Origin of the sequence: Micromonospora sp. CA-244673 (assembly GCF_050948395.1) — a bacterium.
Classification (GTDB): domain Bacteria; phylum Actinomycetota; class Actinomycetes; order Mycobacteriales; family Micromonosporaceae; genus Micromonospora.
On sequence record NZ_CP192019.1, the window covers coordinates 1,285,283 to 1,311,359 of the forward strand.

29 protein-coding genes and 3 tRNA genes are annotated in these 26,077 nt (G+C 73.2%); 16 read left to right on the plus strand and 16 right to left on the minus strand.

Translation table 11 applies throughout. The features are described 5' to 3' along the window. Positions 1-21: 21 nt before the first annotated feature. Entirely contained in the window at positions 22-492 is a 471-nt protein-coding gene (bcp, locus tag ACQP12_RS06205) for a thioredoxin-dependent thiol peroxidase (protein WP_433285762.1), read from the minus strand. A 122-nt stretch (positions 493-614) separates the two neighbouring features. Between bcp and ACQP12_RS06210 the strand changes: the two genes are divergently transcribed. From ACQP12_RS06210 to ACQP12_RS06225, 4 genes are read left to right on the plus strand one after another with little or no spacing between them, the layout of a single operon-like run. Further along, positions 615-1,334: an energy-coupling factor ABC transporter permease gene (locus tag ACQP12_RS06210; protein ID WP_433285764.1), complete on the plus strand. Its 720-nt coding sequence runs from the start codon at positions 615-617 to the stop codon at positions 1,332-1,334. Continuing rightward, on the plus strand, positions 1,331-1,741 hold the full coding sequence (locus ACQP12_RS06215; protein WP_433285766.1) for a PDGLE domain-containing protein: 411 nt from the start codon (positions 1,331-1,333) through the stop codon (positions 1,739-1,741). The genes ACQP12_RS06210 and ACQP12_RS06215 overlap by 4 nt, the downstream gene beginning before the upstream one ends. A 7-nt stretch (positions 1,742-1,748) precedes the next feature. Then, entirely contained in the window at positions 1,749-2,519 is a 771-nt protein-coding gene (gene cbiQ / locus ACQP12_RS06220; protein WP_433285768.1) for a cobalt ECF transporter T component CbiQ, read from the plus strand. Beyond that, entirely contained in the window at positions 2,516-3,277 is a 762-nt protein-coding gene (locus ACQP12_RS06225) for an energy-coupling factor ABC transporter ATP-binding protein (protein WP_357937726.1), read from the plus strand. The genes cbiQ and ACQP12_RS06225 overlap by 4 nt, the downstream gene beginning before the upstream one ends. Before the next feature lies 1 nt (position 3,278). Here ACQP12_RS06225 and ACQP12_RS06230 read toward each other — a convergent pair whose 3' ends face one another. From ACQP12_RS06230 to ACQP12_RS06245, 4 genes are read right to left on the minus strand one after another with little or no spacing between them, the layout of a single operon-like run. Beyond that, positions 3,279-4,370 (minus strand): hypothetical protein, encoded by a 1,092-nt coding sequence (locus ACQP12_RS06230; RefSeq protein ID WP_433285770.1) that lies wholly within the window; start codon positions 4,368-4,370, stop codon positions 3,279-3,281. Beyond that, complete coding sequence (locus ACQP12_RS06235; RefSeq protein ID WP_357937725.1) at positions 4,367-5,083, minus strand: DsbA family protein; 717 nt, start codon at positions 5,081-5,083, stop codon at positions 4,367-4,369. The genes ACQP12_RS06230 and ACQP12_RS06235 overlap by 4 nt, the downstream gene beginning before the upstream one ends. After that, positions 5,076-5,597, minus strand: a complete 522-nt coding sequence (locus ACQP12_RS06240) for a MauE/DoxX family redox-associated membrane protein (RefSeq protein ID WP_357937723.1) — start codon at positions 5,595-5,597, stop codon at positions 5,076-5,078. The genes ACQP12_RS06235 and ACQP12_RS06240 overlap by 8 nt, the downstream gene beginning before the upstream one ends. A gap of 32 nt (positions 5,598-5,629) precedes the next feature. Next, a complete protein-coding gene (locus ACQP12_RS06245) occupies positions 5,630-6,220 on the minus strand; it encodes a sigma-70 family RNA polymerase sigma factor (protein ID WP_433285773.1) in 591 nt (196 codons plus the stop codon). Positions 6,221-6,426: 206 nt separating this feature from the next. On the opposite strand from ACQP12_RS06245, the gene ACQP12_RS06250 reads away from it, so the two are divergent. The 3 genes from ACQP12_RS06250 (at position 6,427) to ACQP12_RS06260 (ending at position 9,961) form a co-directional block, all read left to right on the plus strand. Beyond that, the gene (locus ACQP12_RS06250) at positions 6,427-8,118 is read left to right on the plus strand and encodes a copper resistance CopC/CopD family protein (protein WP_433285775.1); all 1,692 of its coding nucleotides are present in this window, start codon (positions 6,427-6,429) and stop codon (positions 8,116-8,118) included. Positions 8,119-8,135: 17 nt separating this feature from the next. Next, positions 8,136-8,870: a YcnI family copper-binding membrane protein gene (locus tag ACQP12_RS06255; RefSeq protein ID WP_433285777.1), complete on the plus strand. Its 735-nt coding sequence runs from the start codon at positions 8,136-8,138 to the stop codon at positions 8,868-8,870. Between the two features lie 149 nt (positions 8,871-9,019). Next, positions 9,020-9,961, plus strand: a complete 942-nt coding sequence (locus tag ACQP12_RS06260) for a hypothetical protein (protein WP_433285779.1) — start codon at positions 9,020-9,022, stop codon at positions 9,959-9,961. A gap of 140 nt (positions 9,962-10,101) precedes the next feature. Here the strand turns inward: ACQP12_RS06260 and ACQP12_RS06265 are convergent, their stop codons facing one another. Next, complete coding sequence (locus ACQP12_RS06265) at positions 10,102-11,373, minus strand: glycosyltransferase 87 family protein (RefSeq protein ID WP_433285781.1); 1,272 nt, start codon at positions 11,371-11,373, stop codon at positions 10,102-10,104. Positions 11,374-11,441: 68 nt separating this feature from the next. Here ACQP12_RS06265 and orn point away from each other — a divergent pair, with 68 nt between their 5' ends. After that, entirely contained in the window at positions 11,442-12,038 is a 597-nt protein-coding gene (gene orn / locus ACQP12_RS06270) for an oligoribonuclease (RefSeq protein WP_357937713.1), read from the plus strand. A gap of 102 nt (positions 12,039-12,140) precedes the next feature. Beyond that, a tRNA-His gene (locus tag ACQP12_RS06275) sits at positions 12,141-12,213 on the plus strand. 414 nt (positions 12,214-12,627) lie between these two features. On the opposite strand, the gene ACQP12_RS06280 is transcribed toward ACQP12_RS06275, so the two are convergent. The 4 genes from ACQP12_RS06280 to ACQP12_RS06295 all read right to left on the minus strand — a co-directional run bounded on the left by ACQP12_RS06280 (position 12,628) and on the right by ACQP12_RS06295 (position 17,247). Continuing rightward, on the minus strand, positions 12,628-14,085 hold the full coding sequence (locus ACQP12_RS06280; protein WP_433285783.1) for a D-glucuronyl C5-epimerase family protein: 1,458 nt from the start codon (positions 14,083-14,085) through the stop codon (positions 12,628-12,630). A 118-nt stretch (positions 14,086-14,203) separates the two neighbouring features. Beyond that, entirely contained in the window at positions 14,204-14,299 is a 96-nt protein-coding gene (locus tag ACQP12_RS06285) for a hypothetical protein (RefSeq protein ID WP_433285785.1), read from the minus strand. 170 nt (positions 14,300-14,469) lie between these two features. Next, complete coding sequence (locus ACQP12_RS06290; RefSeq protein ID WP_433285787.1) at positions 14,470-15,771, minus strand: Ig-like domain-containing protein; 1,302 nt, start codon at positions 15,769-15,771, stop codon at positions 14,470-14,472. 210 nt (positions 15,772-15,981) lie between these two features. Beyond that, positions 15,982-17,247, minus strand: a complete 1,266-nt coding sequence (locus ACQP12_RS06295; protein ID WP_433285789.1) for an Ig-like domain-containing protein — start codon at positions 17,245-17,247, stop codon at positions 15,982-15,984. Positions 17,248-17,434: 187 nt separating this feature from the next. Here ACQP12_RS06295 and ACQP12_RS06300 point away from each other — a divergent pair. The 5 genes from ACQP12_RS06300 to ACQP12_RS06320 all read left to right on the plus strand — a co-directional run bounded on the left by ACQP12_RS06300 (position 17,435) and on the right by ACQP12_RS06320 (position 20,764). After that, a tRNA-Lys gene (locus ACQP12_RS06300) sits at positions 17,435-17,507 on the plus strand. Between the two features lie 176 nt (positions 17,508-17,683). Then, positions 17,684-17,756: transfer RNA gene (locus ACQP12_RS06305), tRNA-Lys, on the plus strand. Positions 17,757-18,258: 502 nt separating this feature from the next. Further along, positions 18,259-18,846, plus strand: coding sequence for a hypothetical protein (locus ACQP12_RS06310; RefSeq protein ID WP_433285790.1), 588 nt, complete (start codon positions 18,259-18,261; stop codon positions 18,844-18,846). Between the two features lie 182 nt (positions 18,847-19,028). Beyond that, on the plus strand, positions 19,029-19,904 hold the full coding sequence (locus ACQP12_RS06315) for an LPXTG cell wall anchor domain-containing protein (protein WP_433285792.1): 876 nt from the start codon (positions 19,029-19,031) through the stop codon (positions 19,902-19,904). Between the two features lie 119 nt (positions 19,905-20,023). Beyond that, positions 20,024-20,764, plus strand: coding sequence for a Clp protease N-terminal domain-containing protein (locus tag ACQP12_RS06320; protein ID WP_433285795.1), 741 nt, complete (start codon positions 20,024-20,026; stop codon positions 20,762-20,764). 184 nt (positions 20,765-20,948) lie between these two features. On the opposite strand, the gene ACQP12_RS06325 is transcribed toward ACQP12_RS06320, so the two are convergent. Together ACQP12_RS06325 and ACQP12_RS06330 are read right to left on the minus strand one after the other, a co-directional pair. Beyond that, positions 20,949-21,464 (minus strand): hypothetical protein, encoded by a 516-nt coding sequence (locus ACQP12_RS06325; RefSeq protein ID WP_433285797.1) that lies wholly within the window; start codon positions 21,462-21,464, stop codon positions 20,949-20,951. Positions 21,465-21,564: 100 nt separating this feature from the next. Continuing rightward, positions 21,565-21,750 (minus strand): DNA repair protein, encoded by a 186-nt coding sequence (locus tag ACQP12_RS06330; RefSeq protein WP_357937647.1) that lies wholly within the window; start codon positions 21,748-21,750, stop codon positions 21,565-21,567. Positions 21,751-21,916: 166 nt separating this feature from the next. Here ACQP12_RS06330 and ACQP12_RS06335 point away from each other — a divergent pair, with 166 nt between their 5' ends. Then, positions 21,917-22,582, plus strand: coding sequence for a GNAT family N-acetyltransferase (locus ACQP12_RS06335; RefSeq protein WP_433285799.1), 666 nt, complete (start codon positions 21,917-21,919; stop codon positions 22,580-22,582). Positions 22,583-22,762: 180 nt separating this feature from the next. On the opposite strand, the gene ACQP12_RS06340 is transcribed toward ACQP12_RS06335, so the two are convergent. From ACQP12_RS06340 to ACQP12_RS06350, 3 genes are read right to left on the minus strand one after another with little or no spacing between them, the layout of a single operon-like run. Then, positions 22,763-23,470, minus strand: a complete 708-nt coding sequence (locus tag ACQP12_RS06340; RefSeq protein ID WP_433285801.1) for a TetR/AcrR family transcriptional regulator — start codon at positions 23,468-23,470, stop codon at positions 22,763-22,765. After that, a complete protein-coding gene (locus ACQP12_RS06345) occupies positions 23,403-23,903 on the minus strand; it encodes a thiol-disulfide oxidoreductase DCC family protein (RefSeq protein WP_433285803.1) in 501 nt (166 codons plus the stop codon). The genes ACQP12_RS06340 and ACQP12_RS06345 overlap by 68 nt, the downstream gene beginning before the upstream one ends. Continuing rightward, positions 23,900-24,370: a hypothetical protein gene (locus tag ACQP12_RS06350; protein ID WP_433285805.1), complete on the minus strand. Its 471-nt coding sequence runs from the start codon at positions 24,368-24,370 to the stop codon at positions 23,900-23,902. Before ACQP12_RS06350 ends, ACQP12_RS06345 begins: the two co-directional genes overlap by 4 nt. A 135-nt stretch (positions 24,371-24,505) precedes the next feature. On the opposite strand from ACQP12_RS06350, the gene ACQP12_RS06355 reads away from it, so the two are divergent. Further along, positions 24,506-24,868 (plus strand): STAS domain-containing protein, encoded by a 363-nt coding sequence (locus tag ACQP12_RS06355; protein WP_433285807.1) that lies wholly within the window; start codon positions 24,506-24,508, stop codon positions 24,866-24,868. 6 nt (positions 24,869-24,874) lie between these two features. Here the strand turns inward: ACQP12_RS06355 and ACQP12_RS06360 are convergent, their stop codons facing one another. Continuing rightward, on the minus strand, positions 24,875-26,068 hold the full coding sequence (locus ACQP12_RS06360) for a PP2C family protein-serine/threonine phosphatase (RefSeq protein ID WP_433285809.1): 1,194 nt from the start codon (positions 26,066-26,068) through the stop codon (positions 24,875-24,877). Positions 26,069-26,077: the final 9 nt, after the last annotated feature.

A 26,077-nucleotide genomic window follows, 5' to 3' on the forward strand; every position in this document is an offset into this window, starting at 1 on the left:
TAACGGCGGCCTCCGACAGGCTCAGTCGAGGCCGAGGTCGCGGCGCAGCTTGGCGACGTGCCCGGTGGCCTTCACGTTGTAGAGCGCCCGTTCGATCTTCCCGTCCTCGTCGACGACGAAGGTCGAGCGGATCACCCCGGTGACGGTGCGGCCGTACATCTGCTTCTCGCCGAACGCCCCGTACGCGGTCAGCACCGCCTTGTCGGTGTCGGCGACCAGCGGGAAGGTGATGGCGTCCCGGTCGCGGAACTTGGCCAGCTTCTCCGGCTTGTCGGGGGAGATGCCGACGACCTCGTAGCCGGCGGCCTGGAGCGAGGCGAGTGAGTCGCGGAAGTCGCAGGCCTGCTTGGTGCAGCCGGGTGTCATGGCGGCCGGGTACGCGTACAGGATGACCTTGCGGCCGCGCAGGTCGGCCAGGGACAGGGTCCCGCCGCTGTCGGTGGGGAGGGTGAAGTCGGGGGCGGGGTCGCCGGGGCTCAGGCGGTCGGTCATGGCGGAGACGATACCGCCGCCGTCGGGTCCGGGGCGGGTGGCGACGCGCCGTCCGGGTGATGATCACCATGGCTTGTTGCAAGGGATTGGCAACAGCGGTCCCGCACAAATAAGCTCAGCGCGTGGAAACCCTGGCGATGCACATCTCGAACGGGATCATCGACGGTCCCGTCGCCGCGGTGTTCGCGGCTCTCGCGCTGGCCGTGCTCACCTTCTGCGTGCTGCGCGGGCGCCGTGACCTCGACGACCGGCTGGCTCCGATGGCCGGCCTGGTGGCCGCGTTCATCTTCGCCGTGCAGATGCTCAACTTCCCGATCTTCACGGCCGGGGTCAGCGGCCACCTGCTCGGTGGCGCCCTCGCCGCGCTGCTGGTCGGCCCGTGGGTGGGCGCGCTCTGCGTCGCCGTGGTGCTGGTCGTGCAGGCGCTGGTGTTCGGCGACGGCGGGGTGGCGATGCTCGGCCTCAACATCACCAACATGGCGCTGCTCGGCACCGCCGCCGCCTACCTGCTGATCGCGCTGCTGCTGCGGGTCCTGCCGCGCACCCCGACCGGGCTCGCCATCACCGCCTTCGTCTCCGCGCTGGTCAGCGTCGTGGTGGCGTCCCAGGGGTTCGTGGTCGAGTACTGGCTGGGCGGCACCACGGACCTGGGCGGCAACCTGGCCGGGCTGTCCGGCACGATGGCCGGCGTCCACCTGCTGATCGGCATCGGCGAGGGCCTGATCACCGCGACCACCGTGGTCACCGTCGCCAAGGTCCGCCCCGACCTGGTGTACGCCCTGCGCGCCCTCAAGCCGGCCGTGCCGGCTCCCGCCGTCCCGGTCGCCGGAGGTGCCCGATGAGCAAGCGTTCCTGGCCGTTCCTCCTCGGCGGCCTGCTGGTCGCCCTGCTGCTGGCCGGCGTGGTCAGCAACTACGCCTCGTCGCATCCGGACGGGCTCGACTCGTCGCTGCTCAAGGGCTGCACGGTCAACGCCGACGACGAGATCACCGGCGGCAGCTGCCCGGCCCAGCAGGCCAAGGACCACGAGTTGGCGGACAGCCCGCTGGCCGACTACGGCGTGCGCGGGGTGAGCAACGACTTCCTCTCCACCGGCCTGTCCGGGGTGCTCGGCGTGCTGCTCACCTTCGCCATCGGCGGCGGCCTGTTCTGGCTGGCCCGCCGCCGCGGCCCGGCGACCGGCCCGGCGGGTCCCACGAGCGAGCCGGCCGCCGACGAGCGTCCGGCGCGCGCCGCCGGCACCCGCTGAGTCCCGGATGGGTGCCGGCCACGCCCACGTGCTCTACCGCGAGTCGTCCTCGCCGGTGCACCGCCTCCCGCCCGAGGTGAAGATCGCCGCGATGGTGCTGTTCACCGTCGCGGTGGTCGCCACGCCCCGGGCGGCGTACTGGGCCTTCGGCGGTTACGCCCTGCTGGTCGTCGCCGTGGCGGCGCTGGCCCGGGTGGGGCCGCGCTGGCTGCTCGGCCGGGCGCTCATCGAGCTGCCGTTCGTGCTGTTCGCGTTTGCGTTGCCGTTCTTCGGCACCGGGGAGCGGGTCGAGGTGGCCGGGTTGAGCCTCTCCGTCGACGGGCTGCACGGCGCGTGGAACATCCTGGCCAAGGGCACGCTCGGCGTACTCGCGTCGCTCCTGCTGGCGGCGACCACGACGACGCGGGACCTGATCGTCGGCCTGGACCGGCTGCGCTGCCCGCAGATCCTCACCCAGATCGCCACGTTCATGCTGCGCTACCTGGATGTGCTGGTGGGGGAGGCCCGGCGGATGCGGGTGGCCCGGATGTCCCGGGGCGACGACCCGCGTTTCCTCTGGCAGCTCCGCGGGTTCGCCGCCGGGGTCGGTGCGCTCTTCCTGCGGGCCTTCGAGCGGGGCGAGCGGGTCTACCTGGCCATGGTCTCCCGTGGTTACACGGGCCGGATGCCGGCGGTGTGGCAGGGTGCGGGCGCGGCCACCGCCGGCCAGTGGGCGGCCGCCGCGACGGTGCCGGCGATCGCGGCCACCATCGCCGCCGTCGCGCTCGTGCTGACATGATCGGGTACGTGCAGCAGCCGCCCTCCCTGGACGTCCGTGGCGTCCGGTACGCGTACCCGGACGGTCACGTCGCCCTGCACGGGGTGGACCTGGCCGTGCCGCGCGGCGAGCGGGTGGCGCTGCTCGGGCCGAACGGCGCCGGCAAGACCACCCTGGTGCTGCACCTCAACGGCATCCTCACCCCGACCGCGGGGACGGTCAGCGTGGGTGGCCTGACGGTGAGCCGGGACCGGGACACCCTGGCCGAGATCCGCCGCCGGGTGGGCATCGTCTTCCAGGACCCGGACGACCAGCTCTTCCTGCCCACCGTCGCCGAGGACGTCGCGTTCGGGCCGGCCAACCTGGGGCTGCGCGGGGCGGAGCTGGCGGCCCGGGTGGACGAGGCGCTCGCGGCGGTGGGGATGGCCGAGCACCGGGACCGGGCGCCGCACCACCTCTCGTTCGGGCAGCGCCGGCGGGTGGCGGTGGCCACCGTGCTGGCCATGCGCCCGGAGATCCTGGTGCTGGACGAGCCGTCGTCCAACCTCGATCCGGCGGCCCGCCGGGAGCTGGCGGAGATCCTGCGCGGTCTCCCGGTGACCCTGCTGATGGTCACCCACGACCTGCCGTACGCGGCGGAGCTCTGTGACCGCTCGGTGATCCTGGACGCCGGCCGGGTCGTCGCCGACGCACCCACCCTGGAGCTGCTCTCCGACGAGCGCCTGCTCGCCGAGCACCGCCTGGAGCTGCCCTACGGCTTCGTGCCCCGCCCGTCCTGAGTCAGCGGGCGGCGGGCGTCGCCGGGGTGCGGCGGGCGGCCCGGGAGGCGGTGCGCAGGCGCAGGAGGCCGGCGGCGACCGCGCCGAGGCCGGTGGCGAGCGCCACGGTGACCAGGACGCGGGCGAGGGTGGGCGGGCCGGCGACCGGTGCCACCGAGCGGGACAGGACGGCCAGGTTCGTGACGCCGGCGAACAGGGTCAGGCAGGCGCCCGCCAGTGCCAGCGCGAAGTCGGCGGCCGGGCGGCGGGCCAGCGCGTAGCCGCCGGCGGCGAGCGCGCCGAGCCCGGTGAGCAGCGTCCACATCTGCCCGGTGAGCAGGTTGAGCAGCACCCCGCCGGCCCCGGCGGCGCCGGCGTCCACTGCCTTGCCGACGGTGAGCGCCACCGCCGCCGCCCCGCCCAGGGCGAGCAGCGCCCCCACGCCGCGCAGCGCGCGGACGCCGGTGGCGGTGCCGGCCGGGACCAGGCCGGCCGCGCCGATCACCAGGAGGCCGAGGGTGGCGGCCACCCACCACGGGTACGCGTCCGGCGGCGGCACCCAGTCCAGGGTGCCGCGCAGCTCGATGGTGCCGGTGCCGGCGCGCAGCGGCACCACCCAGTCGCGCACCCGCTGCTCCCGGTCCGGGGCGGCGGTCACCTGGGCCGGCGGCTCGGACTCCAGCCAGAGCGTCCGCTGGTCGTGCCAGCGGGCGGTCGGCCCGTCGGCGATCCGCCGCCAGACCGGCGCGGCGGCCGGGTCGGCTTCCGGCGGGAGCTGGGTGTCCCCGGCGAGGGTGCGGTTGAGGTAGGTGGCGGGGGAGCGGGTGTTCTCGTACACCCCGCCGGGCCCGATCCGCAGGTACGGCTCGCCGGAGTAGCCGGGCACCTCGACGTCGGCGCCGGTGCGGTTGGTCAGTTCGAGGCGGGCGCCGGCCTCGACCATCCGGGCGGTGAGCCCGGGCCGGGCCGGAGTGATCCCGGTGACCTCGGCCCGGTAGTCGGTGCCGTCGGGGGCGTCCGCGCCGTGCGCGGCGGCCGGGGTGGCGAGGGCGAGGAGGGTGGCGAGCGCGGCGGTGACCACCAGCGCGGCCCGCCGCAGCGGTGCGGGGATCACCTGCCGGCCGCCTCCACGGCCGCCCGGAGCCCCTCCGGGCTGCGGTCCTCGAGGTCCTTGCCGTTGATCCGGATGGTCGGCGTGCTGCTCACGCCGGCCTTGCTGGCGTCGTCGGTGACGTGCTCGGTCCACGTCTTGTACTTTCCGTCCTTCACGCAGGAGCCGAAGTCGTCCCGGTTGAGCCCGACGCCCGCGCCGATGTCGATCAGCTCGTCGTCGCTGAGCCCGGCGCTGCCCTCGGCCGGCTGCCGGGCGAAGAGCTGGTCGGTGAACTCCTTGAACTTGCCGCCCTGTGCGGCGCAGCCGGCGGCGGCCGAGGAGCGGGTGGAGTATTCCGTGGTGGAGAAGCGGTTGAGGAAGGCCACCGGGTGGAAGTTCACCCGGATCTTGTCCTCGTTGAGCAACTGGTTGATCGTCGCGCCGCTGGTGTCCTGGAACCGCTTGCACGCCGGGCAGAGGTAGTCCTCGTAGAGGTCGACGGTGACCGCGCCCTGGCCGAGGACGATGGCGCTGCCGGGCGGGTTGGCGCCGGGCGGGGTGGTGAAGGTGTCCGACTTCTGGCTGGAGAAGACCGTCCAGCCGATCAGCCCGGCGATCACCAGCACCACCACGGCGGCGACGGAGGTCCAGATCGTGCGGGTGCGCCGCTTCTCCCGGGCGATCTGGGCGCGGACCACCTGGGCCGCGTTCTTCCGCCCCTTGCGACTACTCATCGTCGACCTCCACGGTGTCGCCCGCCAGCCAGCCGTCCAGCGAGAACGGAGTGCGGGGCCAGGTCAGCAGGAACCCGGCCAGTACCAGGAATCCCAGGTCCCGGAGGATCTCCGGGAGGTAGCTCGGTGCCTGGCCGGCGGCGAGCTGCCCGCCGCTGCCGAAGCACCCGCAGTCGATGGCCAGGCCACGGGACCAGGCCGAGGTGATGCCGGCGATGAAGACGACCAGCAGCGCCGCGGAGACGCCGGCGGCGAGCCGGGTGGCCAGCCCGACGAACAGGAGCACGCCGAGCGCCAGCTCGACGAAGGGCAGCGCGGCGCCGATCACGGTGGCCAGGTCGTACGGCATCACCTGGTAGGCGTTGACCGCCCGGCCGGAGGCGGCCAGGTCGCCGACCTTGGCGGCGCCGGCGATCAACCAGACGGCGGCCAGGCCGAGGCGGGCCGCGATGCCGAGCCAGGGCCGGACGGCGGGCCATCGGCCGGCCCGGGTGGGGTGTGCGGTCACGGTCATTGGTCGCTGCGGACCCGAGGAAAGTTCCACGATCAGCCGGTCAACGCGTCGCCGGCGGCCTCGACCAGCTCGTCGCGGGCGCGGGCGACGCGGGAGCGGATGGTGCCCACCGGCACCCCCTCCACGGCGGCGGCCTCGGCGTACGACAGGCCGAGCAACTGGGTGAGCACGAACGCGGAGCGCCGTTCGGCGGGCAGCCGGCGGACCAGGTCGGTGGCGCCGAGCTGCCCGGCCGGGTCGGGGTGGGGCCGGTCGGTGGCCGCGTTCGCGGCGAGCCGCGCGTCCAGGCGCCGGCGGCGGACCACGGTGCGGAGGTGGTCGGCGCAGGCCCGCCGGGCGATGCCGAGCAGCCAGGTCCGCGCGGTGGACCGCCCCTCGAAGGCGGGCAGCGCCCGGAACGCCCGCAGGTACGTCTCCTGGGTCAGGTCGTCCGCGCTGTCCGGGTCGACCAGGGCGGCGGCGAAGCGCCACACCTCGGCCTGGGTGGCCCGGACGAAGGCGGCCTGGGCCATCCGGTCCCCCGCCCGGGCGGCCAGCGCCCAGTCGGTCGCGGCGTCCCGCGCAGCGTCGTGCGCCGGCGCCGCGGGGCGGCCGGCGGAGGTGTCGCGCGGAGCGGGGATCACGACAGACGAGGTTACGCGGCGTACCTGTGCCGGACAGGGTCCTTCGGCCCATTACGTGGTCCCGCCCACGCCGGGAACTTTTTCCGCACGCCCGCCGACTACCCGAACGTGACATGCGACGACGCGCGTGCCGTCGGGCTGCCCGCGGCGACGGCGCCGGTGCGCGGATGAGGCCGGCTCGCCGGAGGCCGGGCGGTTCGGGAACCATGACGGTCATGACTGCTGCCGTACGCCGCCGCCCCGTGGCCGTCGCCGACCGTCCCTGGGCCGCCCGGCTGGCGACCGCCGCCGGACTGCTGGTCACCCTCGTCGCCCTGCTGCTGGCCCCGGCCACCCCGGCCAGCGCCCACGCGGTGCTGGTGAGCAGCAGCCCCGCCGCCTCGGCCGTGGTGTCCGACGCGCCCACCGAAGTGGTGATCACCTTCAGTGAGGGGGTCCGCAAGGTCCCCGACAAGGTGCGGGTGATCGCGCCGGACGGCTCCCGGGCCGACCGGGGCGAGCCGACCTTCAAGGGCGCGGTGGTCACCATCCCGGTGGACCCGTCCGGCGCGCGCGGCACCTACCTGGTCAGCTACCGGGTGATCTCGGCCGACAGCCACCCGGTCTCCGGCGCGTTCACCTATTCGGTCGGCGCGCCGTCCACGCCGCCCACGGACACCGGCGCGGACACGCGGGCGAACCCGGTGGTGGGCAACGCGGTCAAGGTGGCCAAGTACCTCGGCTACGTCGGGCTGCTGCTGCTCGTCGGCCCGGCGCTGGTGCTGGCCGCCCTCTGGCCCCGCCGGCTGTCCCGGCGTGGCCCGGCCCGGCTGGCCTGGTCGGGGCTGGGCCTGCTGGCCGTGGCCACGGTCGCCGAGCTGTGGCTCCAGGTCCCCTACACCAACGGCGGCGGCCTGTTCGACGTCACCGGGTCCGGCCTCGGCGACGTGCTGGGCAGCACCTACGGCGCCACGCACCTGGTCCGGCTCGGCCTGCTGGCCGCGGCGGCGTTCCTGCTCCGCCCGCTCTTCGCCGGGCCGGTCGGCCGCACCGACGGGCTCATTCTGGCCATCCTCGGCGGGGCGGCGCTGTTCACCTGGCCCCTCGCCGGTCACCCGGCCGCGTCGCCGGCGCCCGCCGTGTCGGTGGTGGTGGACGCCGTGCACCTGGGCAGCATGGCCGTCTGGCTGGGCGGCCTCGTGATGCTCGCGGTGTTCCTGCTGCGCCGGGCCGATGAGCGGGAGCTGGACGCGATCCTGCCGATCTGGTCCCGCTGGGCCGCGCTGGCGGTGGCCGCGCTGCTGCTCGCCGGCACCGTGCAGGGGCTGATCGAGGTGGCCACCCCGAAGGCGCTCGTCGACACCACGTACGGGCGGCTGCTGCTCGCCAAGATCGTGCTGTTCGCGCTGGTGATCGGGGTGGCCGCGTACTCCCGGGCGCTGGTGCGGCGGCGTGCCGCCGCGGGCCGTCCGGGGTCCATGCGGCGGGCGGTGGTGGCCGAGCTGGCGATCACCGCGGTGGTGCTCGGCTTGTCGGCGACGCTGGTGCAGACGACCCCGGCCCGCACCGCCTCCGGCACCGTGGCCGGCGCCCCGGACAACTTCTTCTCCACCACGCTGAGCAGCCCGCTCTACTCGTTGCAGGTGGAGCTGGACCCGGCGGAGACCGGGAGCAATTCGATGCACCTCTACGCGTACACCAAGGACAACCGGCCCCAGCCGGTGCAGGAGTGGAAGGCCACCGCCGCGCTGCCGTCGGCGGGCATCGAGCCGATCACGATCCCGCTGCTGCCGCTGACCGACAACCACGCCTTCGGCGAGATCAACCTGCCGGCGGCGGGGCAGTGGCAGCTCCGCTTCACCGTCCGCACGTCCGACATCGACCAGGCCACGGTGACCGCCACCGTGCCCGTCAAGTAAACGGAAGGCTCGCCCACATGACCCGTCTCCGGCGTCCCGCAACCGCCGCCGCGCTCACCATCGCCGCCGTGGCCACGGCCGTGCTCGGCCTGGCCGGGCCGGCCTCGGCGCACGTCACCGTCAACCCGAAGGAGGCCACGCAGGGCAGCTACGGCCGCTTCGCCTTCCGGGTGCCGAACGAGAGCGACACGGCGTCGACCACCAAGGTGGAGGTGAACCTGCCGGAGAACGCCCCGGTCGGCTCGGTCTCCACGATGCCGGTGCCGGGGTGGACGGTCGCGGTGGAGAAGCGCAAGGTCGACCCGCCGATCGAGGTGCACGGCAGCCAGCTCACCGAGGCGGTCTCCAAGCTCACCTGGACGGCCGCCCCGAACGGCGGGGTGAAGCCGGGCGAGTTCCAGGAGTTCCCGGTGTCGATGGGCCCGCTGCCGCAGGTCGACCGGATGGTGTTCAAGGTGCTCCAGACCTACTCGGACGGCAACGTCTCGCGCTGGATCGAGGAGCCCACGCCGGGCGGTGAGGAGCCGGAGAACCCCGCGCCGGTGCTCACCCTGGCCGCCGCCTCGGCGTCCGCCTCGCCGGCTGCGAGCGCCCCGGCCGCCGCCGCTCCCGCCGACGACGATGACGACGACGCCGACACCGGGGCCGCCACCGCGTTCGGCGTGGCCGGTCTGGTCGCCGGCCTGGCCGGCCTGATCCTCGGCGGGCTGGCCTTCCTGCGTACCCGCCGGGAGCCCGCCGCGAAGTCCTGACCTGCGTTGTCGCTCCGGCCCGTCGGTTCTTCCGGCGGGCCGGCGGTCTTTCCGCGGTCCTTCGGGCGCTTGCCGTGGATATCCGGCGAATCGTCGGTCGGCGTCGGTAAGGTCGGCCGGGTACTTCGCTACCGAGGGGGACGACGCGAATGCGTTTCGTGCGCACCATCGCCGGCATGCTGCTGTTGACCGTGGGGATTCCGGCCCTGCTGGCGGGCGCGGGGCTCTGGCTCGCCGCCCGGCACGCCGACCCGGACGGCGGCTTCGGCGCCCGCTTCGAGACGATCCGCACCCCCGCCCGGGCGGTCGTGGTGACCGACGTGGACGCCCTGCTCCGCGCCGACGCGCCGGTCGCCCGGGCCGGGCAGACCCGGCTGCGGCTCACCGCGCGGACCGCCGACGGCCCCGCCTTCCTCGGCCTCGCCCCGACCGACCAGGTGCGACGGTGGCTGGCCGACGTCCCGCACACCACCGTGCGCCGGGTCGCGCTGTCCCGGGGGCCGCTGCCGGTCCGCCTCGACCCGCCCACCGCCGGCGCCGCGGCCGCCGTCCCGCTCGGCCAGGACCTCTGGGTACGCCAGGGCGTCGGCGTTCTGGAGTGGAGCCCGGGCGAGCTGGCCGACCGCTCGCTGAGCCTGGTGGTGATGCGACCGGACGGGCGGGCCGACCTGGCTCTGGACCTGCGCGCCGAGCTGCGCGCCGGCTGGTTCCCCGGCGTGGCCTGGGCGCTGCTGGCCGGCGGGACGCTGCTGGTGGTGCTCGCCGTGGTGCTGCTGCTGCGCCCGGTCCGCCCGCGCGAGGTGGTCTTCGTGGTCGAGCCGGACCAGGTTCCCGTGCTGGCCGGCCGGCTGGGCGTCAGCTCGCTCAGCGGGCTGGGCCAGCGGGCGGAGCCGGCCACCCTGCCCGACCGGCAACTGGTCTCGGTCGGGTCGGCGCCCGCCGAGCGGTCCCGCGCGGCGATCGGCCCGGTGCCGAGCCGGCGGCCCGAGAGCCTGGCCGACCTGCCGGCCGACCCGGACTGGTCGTGGCCGCCGGTGACCACCACCGGGACGCCCCGGCCGGTCCGGCCGGCCCCGCCCGTCGACGAGTGACCCGGCCCTGACGGCGGTGGCCCTCCGCGCTGCCGACGCGGAGGGCCACCGTCACCGGGGGATCGGTGCTACCTGGGAGAAACCTGAGGTAGTTGAGACCAGATTAGCGCTGAACGGCGCTTCTCGCGAGGTCTGTCCAGTTAGTGCCTGTTTCCGGCGGGCGCGGCGGCACGCTCCGGCGCCGGCCGGCGGGTCGGCAGCACGGCGAGCAGCAGCAGGCTGAGCAGCACGTACGCGTTGCGGACGACGAACTCGACGGGGTCGTCGGTGCGTGCCGGGGCGACGCCCCAGTCCTGGAACGTCACCACCCCGTAGACGATCACGAAGCTGGTGCCGACGGCCAGGACGAGCAGCCACCGCCGCCGGCGGGCACCCTCCACCGTGGTCCGGTCGGCGTCCAGCGCCGCGTCGAGCAGCACCACCACCGCCGGGATGAACCAGTACAGGTGATGCGTCCAGGTGATCGGGCTGACCAGCCCACCGACCAGGCCGGTCAGGGTGAGGCCGGCCAGCGCGTCCCCGGCCCACGCCGCCCGCGCGGCCCGCCACAGGCCGTACCCGGCGACCAGCAGCACCAGCAGCAGCCAGGGCAGCTGGCTCGGCTTGTCCGGCGCGGTGATCCGGCTGAGCAGGCCGAACAGCGACTGGTTTCCGGTGTAGTCGGTCCGCCCCACCCGGTCGGTCGCCCACAGCTCGTGGGTCCAGAACCGCCACGAGTCGCGGGGCGCCACCGCCGCCGCGAGCAGCGTGGCCAGCGTCGCGGTCACCGCCGCCACCACGGCCGCCCGCCAGCGCCGGGTGGCCAGCAGGTAGAGCACGAAGATGCCGGGGAAGAGCTTGAGCGCCGCCGCCAGCCCCACGCCCACGCCGGCCCAGCGCCGCCCCTGGGGTACGGCGAACAGCAGGTCCCCCAGGATCAGCACCACCAGCAGCATGTTGATCTGCCCGAAGGTGAGCGTTTCCCGGGTGCTCTCCACGGCGAGGACCAGCAGCACGGCGACCGTGACGCTGAACAGCTTCGGCAGGTCGTGCCGCCGCACCAGGGGCAGCACGAGCCAGCGGGTGGTCACCACCACCCCGACCACGGTGAGCACCGTGAAGATCGCGATGGTGACGCCGAGGCGCGGAAGCGCGAACGGCCACAGCACCAGTCCGGCGAGCGGGGGATAGGTGAAGTACAGCAGGCCCTGCACCCGGTCCGGCTGCACGTAGTCGTAGAGCGGATGGCCGGCCCGCCACCAGTCCATCGCGCTCATGTAGATCTTGAGGTCGAGGAACTTGTGGTTGAGGCCCGGACGGTAGAGCGCCGGCAGCAGCGCCGCGAGTGCCACCACCGTGACCAGCCGACGGGCCGTACGCCCGCCCGGGTCGTCCTCGGTGACGGCTGGTGGCGCGACGGGTTCGGCTGGCACGGGGAAACCCTAGCGGTCCACCTCTGCGAGGGTGCTTCAGGCGCGGGCGGGTCGGCGGCGCGTAGTCTGTGGCGGTGGCTGATCTTCTCGTCTGGATCGACTGTGAGATGACCGGGTTGGACCTCGGCAAGGACAAGCTGATCGAGGTCGCCGCTCTCGTCACCGATCCCGACCTCAACGTGCTCGGGGAGGGCGTCGACGTGGTCATCCACGCCGACGAGGCGGCGCTGGAGGCGATGCCGGAGATCGTGCGCACCATGCACGCCAAGTCCGGCCTCACCGAGGAGGTGCGCCGCTCCACGGTCACCCTGGCCGAGGCCGAGGACATGGTGCTCGACTACGTCGCGAGCCACGTGAAGGACCCGCGTACCGCCCCGCTGTGCGGCAACTCGATCGCCACCGACCGGGGCTTCATCGCCCGGGACATGCTCCGGCTCGACGCCCACCTGCACTACCGGATGATCGACGTCTCCTCGATCAAGGAGCTCTGCCGGCGCTGGTACCCGCGGGTGTACTTCGGTCAGCCGCAGAAGGGTCTGGCCCACCGGGCGCTGGCCGACATCCGGGAGAGCATCCGGGAGTTGGAGTACTACCGGCGGACCGTCTTCGTGCCGCTGCCCGGCCCGGACGTGGAGAGCGCCAAGGCCATCGCCGCCCAGCTCTGAGCCCCGCCGGGCGGGCCGCCCCGAACCCGCTGGACGGGGCCGGCAGGGGTGTGGCTATTATTAGTCCGCGCCCCGCCCGGGTCGACCGGCGCGGAGAGCATGGTGGCTGTAGCTCAGTTGGCAGAGCACCGGGTTGTGGTCCCGGTTGTCGTGGGTTCAATTCCCATCAGTCACCCCGCCAGTGGATCTCCGTATCCGCAGCTCAGGCCCCGTCCTCGGGCGGGGCCTGACGCGTTGTGGGGGAGAGGTAGGGGATTCAGTCCGCCGCGCCCTCCGCGTCGCGGCGGCGAGCGATCCCGTTCACGTAGCCCGCGGCGTACCCCTCGGCACGGCTTCGGCCTCGGGGTCGGCCGGCTTGGGCTTGGCCAACTGGACCTGACTGGCGGATTCCCGGGGCTCGGCGTGGCGGCGCAGGACGACGGTGTCGTCCTGCGCCGCGCGGCTGGCGTAGGTGCTGCGCTGCGGCTGAGCGCGAGGCTGAGGAGCGCGGGGCCGACCCGCGCGTCGGCCAGGTCGATCACCGGTTCGGTCAACTGCTCAAGCTCGGCCTGAATGCGCCGGAGCCGGGCCCGCAGGAATCGGCATCGGGCTAGCCCCTCATCGCTGCCTTCGAGGCATCAACCGACCGCACGCCACTCACAGAAGCGGGCACATCCGGCAGCCACAGTCCCGCCCGCGCCGGCAGCCAGAACCCCACATAGGTGCCGGCGGTAACCCGGTAGTGCAACTCACCGTTGATCACCGCGCTGGCACCCAGCGGGGCGCTCGACTGCCGTGGAAACGTGACCGTCTTCGACCCCGTCACATTCCAGAACGCGTCGAACGTGTGCCCCGTGTAGGTGCCGGGCTCGACGGCAAGCAGCCGCGTCGGCGTATACAGGTGCTCAACCACCTTCGCGGCCAGCCACCGCCGGCCTGGCTCCTCGGCCACCAGGTAGCCGGCGAGCGCCCCGTCAACGATCCGGTAGTGCACGTCCCGGCCGCGAACCCGAACCCGCTGGTCGGTGTGCGCCATCGACGCCCGCCCCAACGTCATCGTCTTCGACGCCACCACCTGCCCGGCGCTGTCAAACCGGTACCCGACGTGCACACCGGCCTCGAACACCACCCGACCGCTCACCACCGGATACGGGTAGTCCGCGCGCAGCACATCCGCGTATGCGGCGAACAACCCGGCGTGCGTCAACCGGTGCAACATGGTCATCTGCACCGTGTGGTCCTGGTGGTAGTTCGCGTACGACACCGGGCAGCCGATCCCGTAGCGGCTGGCCCACCCAGGCACCCGCATCCCCGTCGGCACGTACCGGCGCACCGTGGTGGCGGTGCCGTCGAACAGGGCCACCGCCCGCGGGTCGCCGGTCAACCGCCAGTAGTCGTACACCCCGTACGAGGCGTAGATCATGCCGTTGAACACCTGCTCGCCCCGCACACCGGGCGGGCTGTCCGGGTACTCGTCCAACCACAGGTAGCCGTCAGGGTCGACCCACGTCACCCACGGCCCGTCAGGGTCCGGGCCAAGCGTCAGGCTGTCCAGCGTCCGGTCCGCGGCTTCCCGCCACTTCGGGTCGTCGGTGACCCCGTACAGCCGCACGAACAGGCTCAGCAGCAGCCCCTGCGCCATGCCACTGAACCACGGGGCGGTGAGCACCCGGCCGGTCCCGCAGCGGGGCAGGTCGAACCCGTACGGATACCACCACGCCCCACGCGACTCGACCCGGCGGTCCAGGTTGCGTTGCGCCTGAGCCGCAGCCCGATCCAGGAAGAACTGGTCGTGGGTCAGCTCGTAGGCGTTGATGTTCTCGAAACCCCACGTGACCTGCACAACCGGGTGATCCACCAGGTTGCCCTGCCAGTTGAACAGCCGCACCCCCTGCTCGTCATGCGGCTGCGGGTCGACACGCGGCGCGGTAGCCGACCGCCACGTCGGCGACACACCGCCGGGCAGCGGGTGCAGCTGGTAGCCGTCGCGGGCGTAACCAGCGACCGTCTCCTGCCGCAGCGTGTCGGCGCGGGCGGGAGCGGGACCGGCGGCGACGAGGACCGCCACCATGATCAGGATGAGTGCCTTCACAGAGCCTCCAAAATGGGGAACTGTGGGGCATCCTCCCAGCCGGCCACCGCACCGGGTAGTAGCAGCGCTCCGCTGCGTCACCGGATGCGGCAGCTCACCCGGGCCCGAAAATCTCGTACGCCACCGTGGTGGCGTCCGACGCGCTCGTCGGCGTGATCAGGAACGACGCACCGGCGACGCGGGCCGACACGGCGGGCGAGCTGGAGACGTCGGGGGCGTAGGGGAGAGGTAGGGGAAACCACCTGAGTCCTTATGGGCCGCCGTGCCTCCTCCTCCGGGAGGGAGCTTGCGTCATTTCCGGTCCACGAAGCGGGAAACGGCCCCCTCCCGGTGGGAGGAGGCCGTTGAGTTGCCCGTCGGTCAGGGGGTCGGCTCGACGCTCGGCGCGTCGGCGGCCGGGCTGGTGTCGTCGCCCGGCTCGGCCGGCGGCTCGTACGGCAGGGCGCTGCCCTTGACGTACTCGTCCCAGCTCATGTTCCAGTCGGTCCAGCCGTTGCCGTTCTGGAGCTTGCGCTCGGTGCCCTTCACCGTGATCGGGTCGCCGATCCGGGTGTTGGCGAAGAGCCAGTTGCCGTCCTTCATCGAGACGTTCACGCAGCCGTGCGACACGTTCGTCCTGCCCTGCACACCCTCCGACCAGGGCGCGGCGTGGATGAACTCGCCGCCCCAGGTGAGCCGCTGGGCGTAGTCGATCTCGGTGCGGTAGCCCTCCTCCGGGCCCAGCTCCTCCATGGTGTCGAAGACCGTGTGGCGCAGCTTCTCGATCACCACCATGGTGCCGCTGGACGACGGGGTGCTCTTCTTGCCGAGGCTCACGAGGATCGTCTTGATCGCCTTGCCGTCCTTGGTGACCGTCATCTTCTTGGTGCGGTTGTCCACGGTCATCACGAACGACGAGCCGATCTTGATGTCGACGGTGAGGTCGGAGCGGCCGTACCAGCCTCCGCCGAGTGGCAGGCCACCCGCCTGCACCTTGTAGGTCACGGTGCTGTTGGCCTTCCAGAACTCCTTCGGCCGGTAGCGCACCTCGGTCGGGCTCACCCAGTGCCAGATGCCCTCCTGGGCCGGCTTCGAGGTGACCGTCATCCGGCGCTGCAGGTCGTCGCGGTAGTCCTCGGGGATGGCCCGGCCGAACTTCACGATCAGCGGCATGGCCACCCCGACCACCTGGTTGTCGCCGAGGAAGCTGGTCACCCGGACCTGCTTGCCCGGCTTCGCCATGGTGGTGAAGGTGCTGGTCGCGGTGGCGGGCTTGCCGTCGTCGCCGGTCGCGGTCACCGTGGCCGTGTAGGTCTCGCCGTAGGCCAGGGCGCCGTCCGGCAGCCAGCTCTTCCCGTCCTTCGCGAGCTGGCCCTCGACGACCTTGCCGGCGGAGTCCTTCAGCTCGACGGTGGTGTCCTGCGCCTCCTTCGTCGTGAAGGTGACGGCGGTGGAGGCCGGCACGTCCTTGGCGTCGGCCGCGGGCTCGGTGATCGTGGCCGCCGCCTTGGGGCCGCTCTCGCCACCGCCCTGCCAGCTCGACCCCTTGTCGTCCCCGCCCTTGTCGCTGGTGCACCCGGTCAGGGCCATGGCGGCGGCGAGCACCGCGGCCGCGAACACGCGGCGTCGCCCGCCGCGCCGGGCACTGCCGCCCCGGATCAGCTCGTCCTGGCTAGCTGGCATGTTTCCCTCACAGTCGTGGTCCCGGGCCCCATCGTCCCTATAGACGCACCGGAACGGTTACCCGTTGCCGGAAGTGAACCGAAACACCCTGCCCGCGATGTAACGATTCTGATACCGTGCGGCGCTTTGTCGGGTGGAGTGGTCTCTCCGCCAGGCGTTACGCGGACGAACGGCCACCGAGGGTGGCGCGTCCGCCCACGTTACGCCTGCTCAGAAGGGCGATCCCTGCCCACCCTCGGGCACCGGCACGGCGCTGCCCGCGACGAACTGCGACCAGCTCATGCTCCAGGCCGTCCAGCCGTTGCCCGGCTCCAGCCGCCGCTCGGTGCCCTTCACCGTGATCGGGTCGCCGACCAGCGTCTTGCCGAAGAGCCACCGGCCGTTCGCCATGGAGACGTTGACGCAGCCGTGCGAGACGTTCACCCTGCCCTGCTTGCCCTCCGACCACGGCGCTGCGTGGATGTACTCGCCGCCCCAGGTCAGTCGCTGAGCGAAGTCGATCTTCGTGACGTACTGGTTGCGCGGGTCCGGCTCGTCGCGGGTGTCGAAGACCGTGGACTCCTTCTTCTCCATCACCACCATGGTGCCGCTGGACGAGGGGGTGCTCTTCTTGCCCAGGCTCACCGGGATGGTGCGAACCACCGACCCGTTCTCGTAGACGGTCATCTGCTTGGTCGCGTTGTCGACCTTCATCTCGAACGCGCGGCCGATCTTGGCGGTGGCGGCCCGGTCCATGTTGCCGTAGCGGCCGTTGCTCAGCGGGATCCCGGCCAGCCCCAGCCGGACCGTGATCGTGGTGCCCGGCTTCCAGTACTGCGGCGCCCGGTAGTACGCCTGCGTGCCGTTGTAGACCCAGTGCCAGGCGCCGGGCTGCGGCGGGTCGGTCTGCACGAACATCCGCTTCTGCACCGCGGCGCGGTCCTTCTTCGGGATGCCCGGCGAGAACTCGGCGACCACGGGCATGCCCACCCCGTACGTCTTGCCGCTGAACAGGTAGAGCCCGGAGCCGATCATCGACTTCGGCTTGGCCATCGTGGTGAAGCTGCTGGTGCCCTGCCGGGTCTGCCCGTCCGTGCCGGCGCCCGTGACCGTGGCGGTGTACCGGGTTCCGTACTTCAGCGGAGCCGACGGCACCCAGGACGAACCGTCCCGCCGCAGCCGGCCGGCGACGGTCGCGCCGTTGGCGGCGGTGAGGACGACCTTCGACACCTTTCCGCCGCCCGGGACCTTCGCGCTGATCTCGGTGCTGACCGGGCGCTTGGCGGACCCGTCGGCCGGGCTCACCGTCAGCGCCGCCAGGGCGGGCCCGCTCGGCTCGCCGGTCGCGTCCGGCGACGTGGTCGCCCCCGGGGCGCCCTGCTGCGCGCCGGCCACGAACGCCGGCTTCTTCTGGTCGTCACCGCACCCGGTCAGTGCCAGCGACGCCGTGAGGACCAGGACGCCCACCACCGCCCCGGCCCGCGCGAACCTGCCCATTCCCACCTCTGTTCTCGCGTGCCTGGCGGACATCGTGCCCCATGAGCACCCGCGTCCTGCGCCCCTCGACCGGACAGACGCGAATTTTGCGGGCTTTCGCCGGTTAAGCTCGACCGAAGGGTGGAGCCCGGTATCGGATTGGAACCCGGGTCGGCGTGCGTGCTAAGGTTCTTCCCGTTGTCAGCGAGCGCCGCTAGCTCAACTGGCAGAGCAGCGGACTCTTAATCCGCGGGTTCGGGGTTCGAGTCCCTGGCGGCGCACACTTCAGATCAGGCCCGGGGCAGTGCACCGGGCCTGATCTTTTTCGTCCGCCACTGCCGCATCGGGCCGGGGAGCGTAGCCCGGCGCACGCCGGCCGCGACCGGCGGCGAAACGGTGGCCGCCCCCGGCTGGGGCGTGATCGGCGGCGTGTTAACGTTCCTGCCGTTGCCGACGAGCGCCGCTAGCTCAACTGGCAGAGCAGCGGACTCTTAATCCGCGGGTTCGGGGTTCGAGTCCCTGGCGGCGCACACTTTCACATCAGGCCCGGTCCTTCGCGGACCGGGCCTGACGTCTGTCCGGCCCGCCGCCCGCCAGGGCAGCTGGCCTGCGCCGCTTGAATCGGACAGATCGGGCATGGCGCGGGCGACCCGTTGAGATCTTGGACAGTTTCCGTTCGTCACGAACGGCAACTGTCCAAGATCGCGGAGGACGTGTGACGACGCGTGCGATGTCTGCCGTGAATGTCCGGTTCGACGGTGGCCGGTGGCGGAATGGCGGGTGGGCGGGGGTCGTTGTATCGGGGTGCACGACCCGAGGAGGCGGCCCGTCGAGGCGGGTGCCCGTGGCCTGGAATGTTGGTGGGCCGGCGGTCGTTGTACATGGTCCGGCGCGGCGAAGTGGCACCCCGCCCCGCGCGCCGATGATCCCCCCGAATGACTATCGAGCGCCTGACGGTGCTTGCGCGCACCAGCAACCGTGTCGACCCCCGTCGGCCGGGGTGTGCGCCGACCCCCGAATGGAGCTATCCCCATGAACACGATGCTGCGGAAGAGTGTGCTGGGTATTGCTGGTCTGGCGGTTGCCGGTGGTCTGGCGGCCGGTCCGCTGAATCATCACGAGGCGGCGCCGACGGCGGGGCTGTCGGAGGCGGCGATGGTGCAGGTCGACAAGCCGGACGCGGGCAAGCTGATCCCGCACGGTGTGCAGGGCGCCCAGTCCAAGATCGACCTCAACGACGAGCAGATCGCGAACGCGAAGGCGATCATCGCGGCCACGAAGAAGGCCGGTCTGCCGGAGCGGGCAGCGGTGATCTCGATCGCCACGTCGCTGCAGGAGTCGAAGCTGGAGAACCTGGGCCACCTCGGCGACGCCAACGACCATGACTCGCTGGGTCTGTTCCAGCAGCGCCCGTCCTCGGGTTGGGGTACGCCGGAGCAGATCACCGACCCCGAGTACTCGACCCTGGCGTTCCTGAAGGGTCTGAAGCAGGTCGACGGCTGGCAGGACATGCCGCTGACCGAGGCCGCGCAGACCGTGCAGGTGTCGGCCTACCCGGACGCGTACGCGCAGTGGGAGCAGCAGGCCGCCGACATCGTCGGCCAGTACTGGAACAGCTGACCCGAACAACCGACCGCTGGCCGGCACCCCGAAACCGGGGTGCCGGCCAGCGGCGTATCCGCGCGAGGTACGGCGTGGCCCACAGTGGACAGGGCGGCCGGGTATGCGGTATTTGCCGGGCCGCGCGGCCGGCCCGAGCTGCGTAAGGTCTTTGCGGTCGTCCTGAATACGGGGGTTCTCGCATGACCGTACATTTCGCTGCCCGCCTCGCCCTGGGCGCCGGGGTCCTCGCCGCCGGCGTCACCGCCCTGCCGGCCGCCGGGCACGCCGCCCCGGCCCCGGACAGCGCCACGCTGGTCGCCGTCACCGAGCGGGACCCGGCCACCGGGCTCAACGTCAAGTACCCGGTCAAGCCCGGTGAGGTGGTGCCAGCCGCGCTCGGTGTCACCAACCCCGGCGACGCTCCGGTGTCGGGCCTCGTGGTCCAGATCCGCGTGGTGGACGACCTGGATCTCGCCGTCAAGCACGACAACTGCTGGTACGCGGTGGACAGCAACCTGGAGGCCGCCTGGTGCGAGTTCGACAACGAACTGGCGGCCAGGCAGACCCTGGCGGTCGTCGGTGACGTGGTCACCGCCAAGGCGGACGCGCGCCCCGACAAGGTCACCTCGATCATCTTCCGCTGGTTCAGCAAGCAGTGGGTCGACGCGCAGGGTGGCGTGCAGCAGCTCGCCGACGGCGACGCCGGCCAGGGCACCAAGGCGGTCCGGGGCACCGGGACGGCCCTGACGCTGACCGAGCGGGACCTGCCGCTGCCCGAGACGCCGCGGCCCATCAACTTCGCGTACGCCCAGCTCGTCACGCCGCCGACCACCCAGCCCACGGCGACCCCGTCGCCCGGAGGGACCCCGACCGCCACTCCGACGGGCGGCACCGAGCCGACGGCGGCGCCCACCGGCACGGCGGGCGCGCCGGGTGACGGTGGCACGGGCGGTGGCGGATTGCCGGTGACCGGCGCGAACATCGGCCTCCTGGCCGGGGTCGGCGGGGCGCTGCTGGTGCTCGGCGGCGGTGGTTACCTGATCGCCCGGCGTCGCCGTACCCGCTTCGTCGCCTGACCGCGGTTCCACCAGGCGCCCCGGTCCGCTCCTGCGGGCCGGGGCGCTTCGTCGTCCCCGGGGCCGGAGATCGTCAACCGGCGGTTGACGCGAGGCTATCGTCAACCTATGGTTGACGCATGACGGAGGAGACAGAGCCGCTGAAGATGACCCAACCGGTACGCCTCGACGAGCTGATCGAGGGCATCAAGAAGGTGCACGGCGACGCGCTGGACCAGCTCGCCGGCGCCGTCCTGGTCGCCGACCACCTGGGCGACCTCGCCGACCACCTGGTCGGGCACTTCGTCGACCAGGCCCGCCGCTCGGGGGCCTCGTGGACGGAGATCGGCCGCAGCATGGGGGTGAGCAAGCAGGCCGCCCAGAAGCGGTCCGCCGCGAAGGCCGAGACGGCGGCGGCCCTCGACCCGAACGCCGGCTTCGGCCGGTTCACCCCGCGGGCCCGCAACGTGGTCGTGTCCTCGCAGGAGGAGGCGCGGGCCGCGGGCAACGCCGAGATCACGCCGGGGCACGTCGCCCTGGGCCTGCTGGCCGAACCGGACGGGCTGGCGGCCGCGCTGATCGTGGCTCGGGGCGTACCCCTGGAGCGGCTGCGGGAGGCGGTCACCGCGACCCTGCCGGCGAAGGCCGACACGGTTCCGGACCTGATTCCCTACGACGCGCGGGCCAAGAAGGTCCTGGAGCTGACCTTCCGGGAGGCGCTGCGGCTGGGCCACAACTACGTGGGCACCGAGCACATCCTGCTCGCCCTGCTGGAGGAGGAGGCCGGCGACGGCGTGCTCACCGGGCTCGGGCTGGAGAAGGCGGCCCTGGAGTCGGCGGTCGAGGGCGCCCTCGCCGAGATCACCCGCAAGCGGGCCTGACCCGCGACCGGGCCGCAGCCGCGCCAGGTCCGAACCGCAGCAGGGCCGAACCCCACGGACCCGGACCGCAGCGAGCGGCACCAGGGCCGAACCTCACCGACCCGAACCGCATCGAACGGCACCAGGGCGAACCTCGGCCCCGGCCGGGCACGCGCCACGGGGGCGCGTGCCCGGCCGGTGGGCGTCAGGCGGCGGGGAAGCCGTAGCGGGCGGCGTGCTCCGGGTCGGCCGGGTCGACCTGGCGGATCCCCGCGTCGGCGAGGCGCTTGTTCACCTCGTCGAGCTGTTCGCGGACCAGCCGGGCCTCCTCGTCGGTGACCCGGCCGCGGTGCGGCTTGCCGGCGTGCTCGATGGTGCCGTAGTCGACCTTCTCGGCGGAGCGCCGGGCCTTGGGCGGCTTGACCCGCTCGGCGGTGCGGAGCAGCTGTGCCATGGGCACGTCGGTGGCCATGGCGTCGAACTCGCTGGCGGTCAGCACCACCCGGCGCGGCTCGCCCCCGCCGTGCCGGTCGTGGATCTCCACGACGGCCACGTCCAGCGCCGCGTCGTCGATGCTCTCCACCTCGACCGGGGTGGCGTCGAGTTGCACGGGCCCGGCGACGAGGTCCGGGTGCTCCAGCACGACGACTGTGACCACCTCGTCGTCGGCGCGCAGCACCTGGCCGCTGAAGTCGGAGACGTGGATCGTCTTCTTGCCCATGCGCGAAGTTTCTCCTGTGGTAGGCCGGGATTCGGACCACAAGACGCTACAGGACAGGTGTGCGAAAGCTCGGTGCGGAGCGCCCCGGTGTGTCGGGGCGTCAACGGGCGGTGAGGCCGCGCCGGGGGGAGGCGCCCGCCGGCAGCGCGTTCAGCTCGGCCCACGAGAGCCTCCCGCGGCGAGCCCCCCGGTAGTCGGCCTGCGCCGGGAACCGCCCGGCGGCCTCGACGGCCTGCCAGCGCTGCTCGGCGTCCTGCTGGTACCGGTCATTCGGCTGATTCGGCATGACCATTACCGTCCCAGAGAAACTTGTACATGTATGGAAATGAATATGACGCGGGATCGATGGCTCCGGTTCCCGCAGCCGCCGGTGATGTTCTGAACGGTCTACCCGTCCGCCGGGCGCTTCAATCGACTCACGCGCCGGATGCGGTTGGGCGTACCGTGATCACGTGCTCGACCGACGGCTGTTCCTGCACCTGGCGACCTGGTTGGGGCAGTGGCCGGCGGGTCCCGGGCTGCACGTGGTCCGCTCGCACCGGCGGGCCCGGCCGGCCTGGGACGGGCGGCTGCGCCCGGCCGTCGCGGTCGCGTCCCCGGAGTGCGCGATCCTCTCGGTGCCGCCGGACCGGGCCGGCCTCGTGCGGGACCTGGTCCTGGAGCGGTCCGGCGAACGGCTGCTGCCGGCCCTCCCGTCAGCGGTCGGCGCGCCCGAGTTCACCACCCACGCCGGGCTGTTCCGGTGGAGCACGGCACCGGCGCCGCTGCCGGACGCCGGCGAGTGGGTCGCGCCGACCACCCCCGGGCTGCCGCCCTGGCTGCGGCTGTTCGACCGGGAGGTGCTGGTGGTCCGGGACGCCGACGGGGCGTACCTGGCCGGCGCGGGGATCAAGCGGCACGACGCGTACGGGCACGAACTGGCCGTGGGGACGGCGCCGGCGGCGCGGGGGCGGGGGCTGGCCCGGCGGCTGGTCGCCCAGGCGGCGCGGCGGGTGCTGGACGAGGGAGCCGTGCCCACCTACCTGCACAACCACGACAACCGCGCCTCCGCGCGCGTGGCCGAGGCGGCGGGCTTCCCGGACCGGGGCTGGACGTCGTACGGGGTGTTCCCCCGCTGAGCGGGGCCGGCGCGGACCGTGGATCCCGGGCCGGATCCACGGTCCGCGGCCTGTCCCCCCAGGTCCCGACCCTGGTAACGCTAAGTGTCTGCCGCGTGTCGGGCAAGGGGTGAAGGGGCGCCGACCCCTGTCCGGTTGCGGACTTGACCTGCGGTTCAGCCGATGGGGTGGCCGCAGCGATCAGTGACGCAGTGTGTGGATCAATCCGACCACCTGGCGGGTCACGGGGCGCAGCACCCGGAGCCGGGACAGCTTCACCAGCCGGTCGACCAGCGGGACCGCGCCGTCGATGAGCTGGCGGGTCTTGGCCTGGCCGGGGGAGCGGTCGTGCACCCAGTAGAGCACCACGCCCATGTAGCCGAGCCAGAGCAGCTCCGGCAGGGGCTCGCGCAGTTCGGCGTCCACCGTGGCGGCCGAGCCCTCCAGCACCTCGCGGAAGAGCGCCACGGAGGCGTCCCGCGGGCCGGACGACTCGGCGGAGAACGGGCTGAGCGGCGAGGTGGGCTCGGCCGCCGTCTTGAAGAAGCTGGCGGCGAACGAGTGGTACGGCGTGAGCACGTCCACCCCGGCGTGCAGCACCGCGGCCAGCCGGGCGGCGAAGTCCCGCTCCCGGGCCAGCGCGGGCGCGGCCACCACCCGGTGTTCCCGCTGGGTGTCCGCGTAGAACTCCTGGATCAGGTGTTCCTTCGAGCCGAAGTAGTAGTAGGCGTTGCCCACCGCCACGCCGGCCTCCTGGGCGATGGCGCGCATGGTGGTGCGCGCGTACCCCCGCTCGCGGAACAGCCGCATGGCGGTGTCCAGGATCAGCTGGCGGGTCTGCTCACCCCGGGCCGTCGCCCCGGTGCTCGGGCCACCCGCAGCGGTCGTCGGCGCAGTCTGCTCGGTCATCGTCGTCACCGTATCCCGGGTCCGGCCGGGGTTCCCGGACCAGCTCACGTGCCGCGGAGGCGGCCGTCACCATCCGCCGGGCCAGCGGAAGCAGGTGCGGGCGGGCCAGCCGCTCGGCCGTCTGCCGGTGGTCGGCCAGGGCCCAGAGGCAGGCGAACCAGGCGCCGTCGCCCGCGTAGACGGCGCCGGTGTCGGCCACCACGGTCAGGTCCCGCAGCGTGGCGTCGTGGTCGAGCCCGGGGAAGCGCCGCCGGGCCTCCGCCGACCCGGCCGGCACGAACTCCAGGGGTACGAGCTGGGCGCGCGACGCGAGCCACTGCCGGGCGGCCCGGCACAGCGGGCAGTGCGCGTCGTAGAGGACGGTGAACCCGCGGATCCCACCGGCCCCGTGCCCGGTGGGATCCGTCGGGCGCCCGCCCGGGGCGAGCGTCACCGTGGCGGGGCGGGCGGTGTCTGACCCGGCGTGGGGCCGGCCGGCGCCGGGTGGGCCGGTCGCGCGCCGCCCTGCGGCGGGAGGTAGCCGACCGGGGCGAGCGGCGGGTGGGCGGCCGCCTGCTGGCGCAGTCGCCCGCGCCGGTAGCGGCCGAGCGCGAAGACGTTGAAGAAGTGCAGCGCGCCGAGGACCAGCAGCACCCAGCCGACCTTCATGGAGAGCTGTTCCAGCGCCTGGCTGGTGGTGCCGACCGGGCCGGACTCCTTCATGGCCACCGTGACGTAGCCGAGGTTGAGCAGGTAGAAGCCGACCACCAGCAGGCTGTTGACCGCGTCGGCCAGCCGCTTGTCGGCGAAGACGTCCTCCAGGAACACCAGCCCGTTCCGGGCGAGCGCCCGGGCCACCCACACGGTCAGCCCGATGCTGACCGCGAGGTAGGCCAGGTACATCCAGACCTTCACGTCCATCCCCGTCGCCTCTCTTGAACGCGTTCAAATCGAAGTCGGGCTCAGCGTACGACAGCTCTTGAACATGTTCAAGTTCGTCGGTGGGCGTGCGGCCGGTATGGTCGCGACGGCGTTGTCGGAGCGGACGGGCGGGTCATGGCGATCGGTACGCGGGACACGGGGGCGGGGCGGCTGGTCGTCAGCCCGGTCGGCGACCTCGACATGGCCGAGGCGCCGGCGTTCGACCGGGCGCTCGACGCCGTGCTGGACCGGCCCGACCTGGTGGAGATCGTGGTCGAGCTCGGCGCGGTCACGTTCCTCGACTCGACCGGGGTCGCCGCCCTGCTGCGCGCCGCCGCGGAGGCGGTCGGCCGCGGCGCCACCCTCCGGGTGACCGATCCGCAGCCCCTGGTGGCCCGGGTGCTGCGGATCACCGCGGTCGACGTCCTGCTCGGCTGGTCGGGCGGGCACGACGACGACGGCTCCGCCGTCGAGCCCGGCTGGCGCCGCCTGCGCTGAACCGCCTCAGGGCTCCGTCCGGGCCGCCGCCGCACCGGACCACTCCATCAGCACCATGCTGGCGTCGTCGCGGGAAGCGGTGCCGTGCGCGGCCACGGCGTGGCTCAGCCGGCGCAGCGTCTCCGGCGCGGGCAGGTCCGAGCCGATGAACCGTTCGGCGAGGTCGGCGAGCCGGGGCAGCCCGAACATCTCCCCGGCCGCGTCGCGGGCCTCGGTCACCCCGTCGGTGTAGAGCAGCAGCCGGTCGTCCGGCTCCAGCCGGGCCTCACCCGGCTCGCCGCCGGGCAGGTTCAAGCCGAGCGGCGGGCGCCGGCCCCCGGTCAGGGCCCGCACGGCGCGCCCCCGGCGCAGCAGCACCGGGGCGGGGTGCCCGGCGTTGACGTACCGGACCCGGCCGGTGTCGACCTCGACCTCGACCAGGACGGCCGTCACGAACCGCCCGTCCCGCCACTGGCTGAACAGGGCCGCGTCGACGGCGGCGACCTGCTCGGCCAGGCCGCCACCGGTGCGCCGGGCGGCCCGCAGCGCCGCGAGCGCGACCGAGGTGGTCAGTGTCGCCGGCAGCCCGTGCCCGACCCCGTCCAGCACCGCGAGCGCGAGCCGGCCGCCGTCCAGCGCGTAGTCGAACGCGTCCCCGCCCACCTCGTAGCAGGGTTCCAGGATCGCGCTGACGGCGACCGTGTCGGTGGCGAAGGTGAGCGGGGGCAGCAGTTGCCAGAGCAGCTCGGCGGAGACGGCCATCGGCTCGCTCCGCCGGGCGCGGACCAGGCTGTCGCCGTACAAGGACTTGCTGGCCACCAGGTGCCCGATCAGGCCGGCGACCGTCCGGCAGCCGTCCTGGACGGCGGGGTCGTCCGGGTCGGTCCCGGCCGGCAACCGGACGTCCAGCAGGCCCAGCCGCTCGGTGCCGTCGACCACCGGCACCCACAGCCGGCCGTCCTGCGCGGCCCGCACCCGCACCTCGGTGTAGGCGCGGCCGGGCAGGCTCGTGTCGATCGGCAGTGGATCCGGCATCGGCTGACCCGGCTCGGGCAGCGGGCGCAGCAGCTCCTGCTCCACGTCCACCAGGTACGTGGTCACGGTCACGCCGAGCTCGCGCACCGCCTCGGTCACCGCCGTGGGCAGCGCGTCCGGGGGCATCCGATGGGATCGGGCCACCAGGTCGGCCACCGCCCGGTGCCAGGGCTCGACGGTGCTCATCGGGACGGT

Excerpts from the sequence above, each read along its gene's own strand:
- bcp (WP_433285762.1), bottom strand. The coding sequence starts at position 492 with ATGACCGACCGCCTGAGCCCCGGCGACCCCGCCCCCGACTTCACCCTC.
- ACQP12_RS06215 (WP_433285766.1), top strand. The coding sequence starts at position 1,331 with ATGAGCAAGCGTTCCTGGCCGTTCCTCCTCGGCGGCCTGCTGGTCGCC.
- cbiQ (WP_433285768.1), top strand. The coding sequence starts at position 1,749 with ATGGGTGCCGGCCACGCCCACGTGCTCTACCGCGAGTCGTCCTCGCCG.
- ACQP12_RS06225 (WP_357937726.1), top strand. The coding sequence starts at position 2,516 with ATGATCGGGTACGTGCAGCAGCCGCCCTCCCTGGACGTCCGTGGCGTC.
- ACQP12_RS06235 (WP_357937725.1), bottom strand. The coding sequence starts at position 5,083 with ATGAGTAGTCGCAAGGGGCGGAAGAACGCGGCCCAGGTGGTCCGCGCC.
- ACQP12_RS06240 (WP_357937723.1), bottom strand. The coding sequence starts at position 5,597 with ATGACCGTGACCGCACACCCCACCCGGGCCGGCCGATGGCCCGCCGTC.
- ACQP12_RS06250 (WP_433285775.1), top strand. The coding sequence starts at position 6,427 with ATGACGGTCATGACTGCTGCCGTACGCCGCCGCCCCGTGGCCGTCGCC.
- ACQP12_RS06255 (WP_433285777.1), top strand. The coding sequence starts at position 8,136 with ATGACCCGTCTCCGGCGTCCCGCAACCGCCGCCGCGCTCACCATCGCC.
- ACQP12_RS06260 (WP_433285779.1), top strand. The coding sequence starts at position 9,020 with ATGCGTTTCGTGCGCACCATCGCCGGCATGCTGCTGTTGACCGTGGGG.
- ACQP12_RS06290 (WP_433285787.1), bottom strand. The coding sequence starts at position 15,771 with ATGCCAGCTAGCCAGGACGAGCTGATCCGGGGCGGCAGTGCCCGGCGC.
- ACQP12_RS06295 (WP_433285789.1), bottom strand. The coding sequence starts at position 17,247 with ATGGGCAGGTTCGCGCGGGCCGGGGCGGTGGTGGGCGTCCTGGTCCTC.
- ACQP12_RS06310 (WP_433285790.1), top strand. The coding sequence starts at position 18,259 with ATGAACACGATGCTGCGGAAGAGTGTGCTGGGTATTGCTGGTCTGGCG.
- ACQP12_RS06315 (WP_433285792.1), top strand. The coding sequence starts at position 19,029 with ATGACCGTACATTTCGCTGCCCGCCTCGCCCTGGGCGCCGGGGTCCTC.
- ACQP12_RS06320 (WP_433285795.1), top strand. The coding sequence starts at position 20,024 with ATGACGGAGGAGACAGAGCCGCTGAAGATGACCCAACCGGTACGCCTC.
- ACQP12_RS06325 (WP_433285797.1), bottom strand. The coding sequence starts at position 21,464 with ATGGGCAAGAAGACGATCCACGTCTCCGACTTCAGCGGCCAGGTGCTG.
- ACQP12_RS06330 (WP_357937647.1), bottom strand. The coding sequence starts at position 21,750 with ATGCCGAATCAGCCGAATGACCGGTACCAGCAGGACGCCGAGCAGCGC.
- ACQP12_RS06340 (WP_433285801.1), bottom strand. The coding sequence starts at position 23,470 with ATGACCGAGCAGACTGCGCCGACGACCGCTGCGGGTGGCCCGAGCACC.
- ACQP12_RS06350 (WP_433285805.1), bottom strand. The coding sequence starts at position 24,370 with ATGGACGTGAAGGTCTGGATGTACCTGGCCTACCTCGCGGTCAGCATC.
- ACQP12_RS06355 (WP_433285807.1), top strand. The coding sequence starts at position 24,506 with ATGGCGATCGGTACGCGGGACACGGGGGCGGGGCGGCTGGTCGTCAGC.
- ACQP12_RS06360 (WP_433285809.1), bottom strand. The coding sequence starts at position 26,068 with ATGAGCACCGTCGAGCCCTGGCACCGGGCGGTGGCCGACCTGGTGGCC.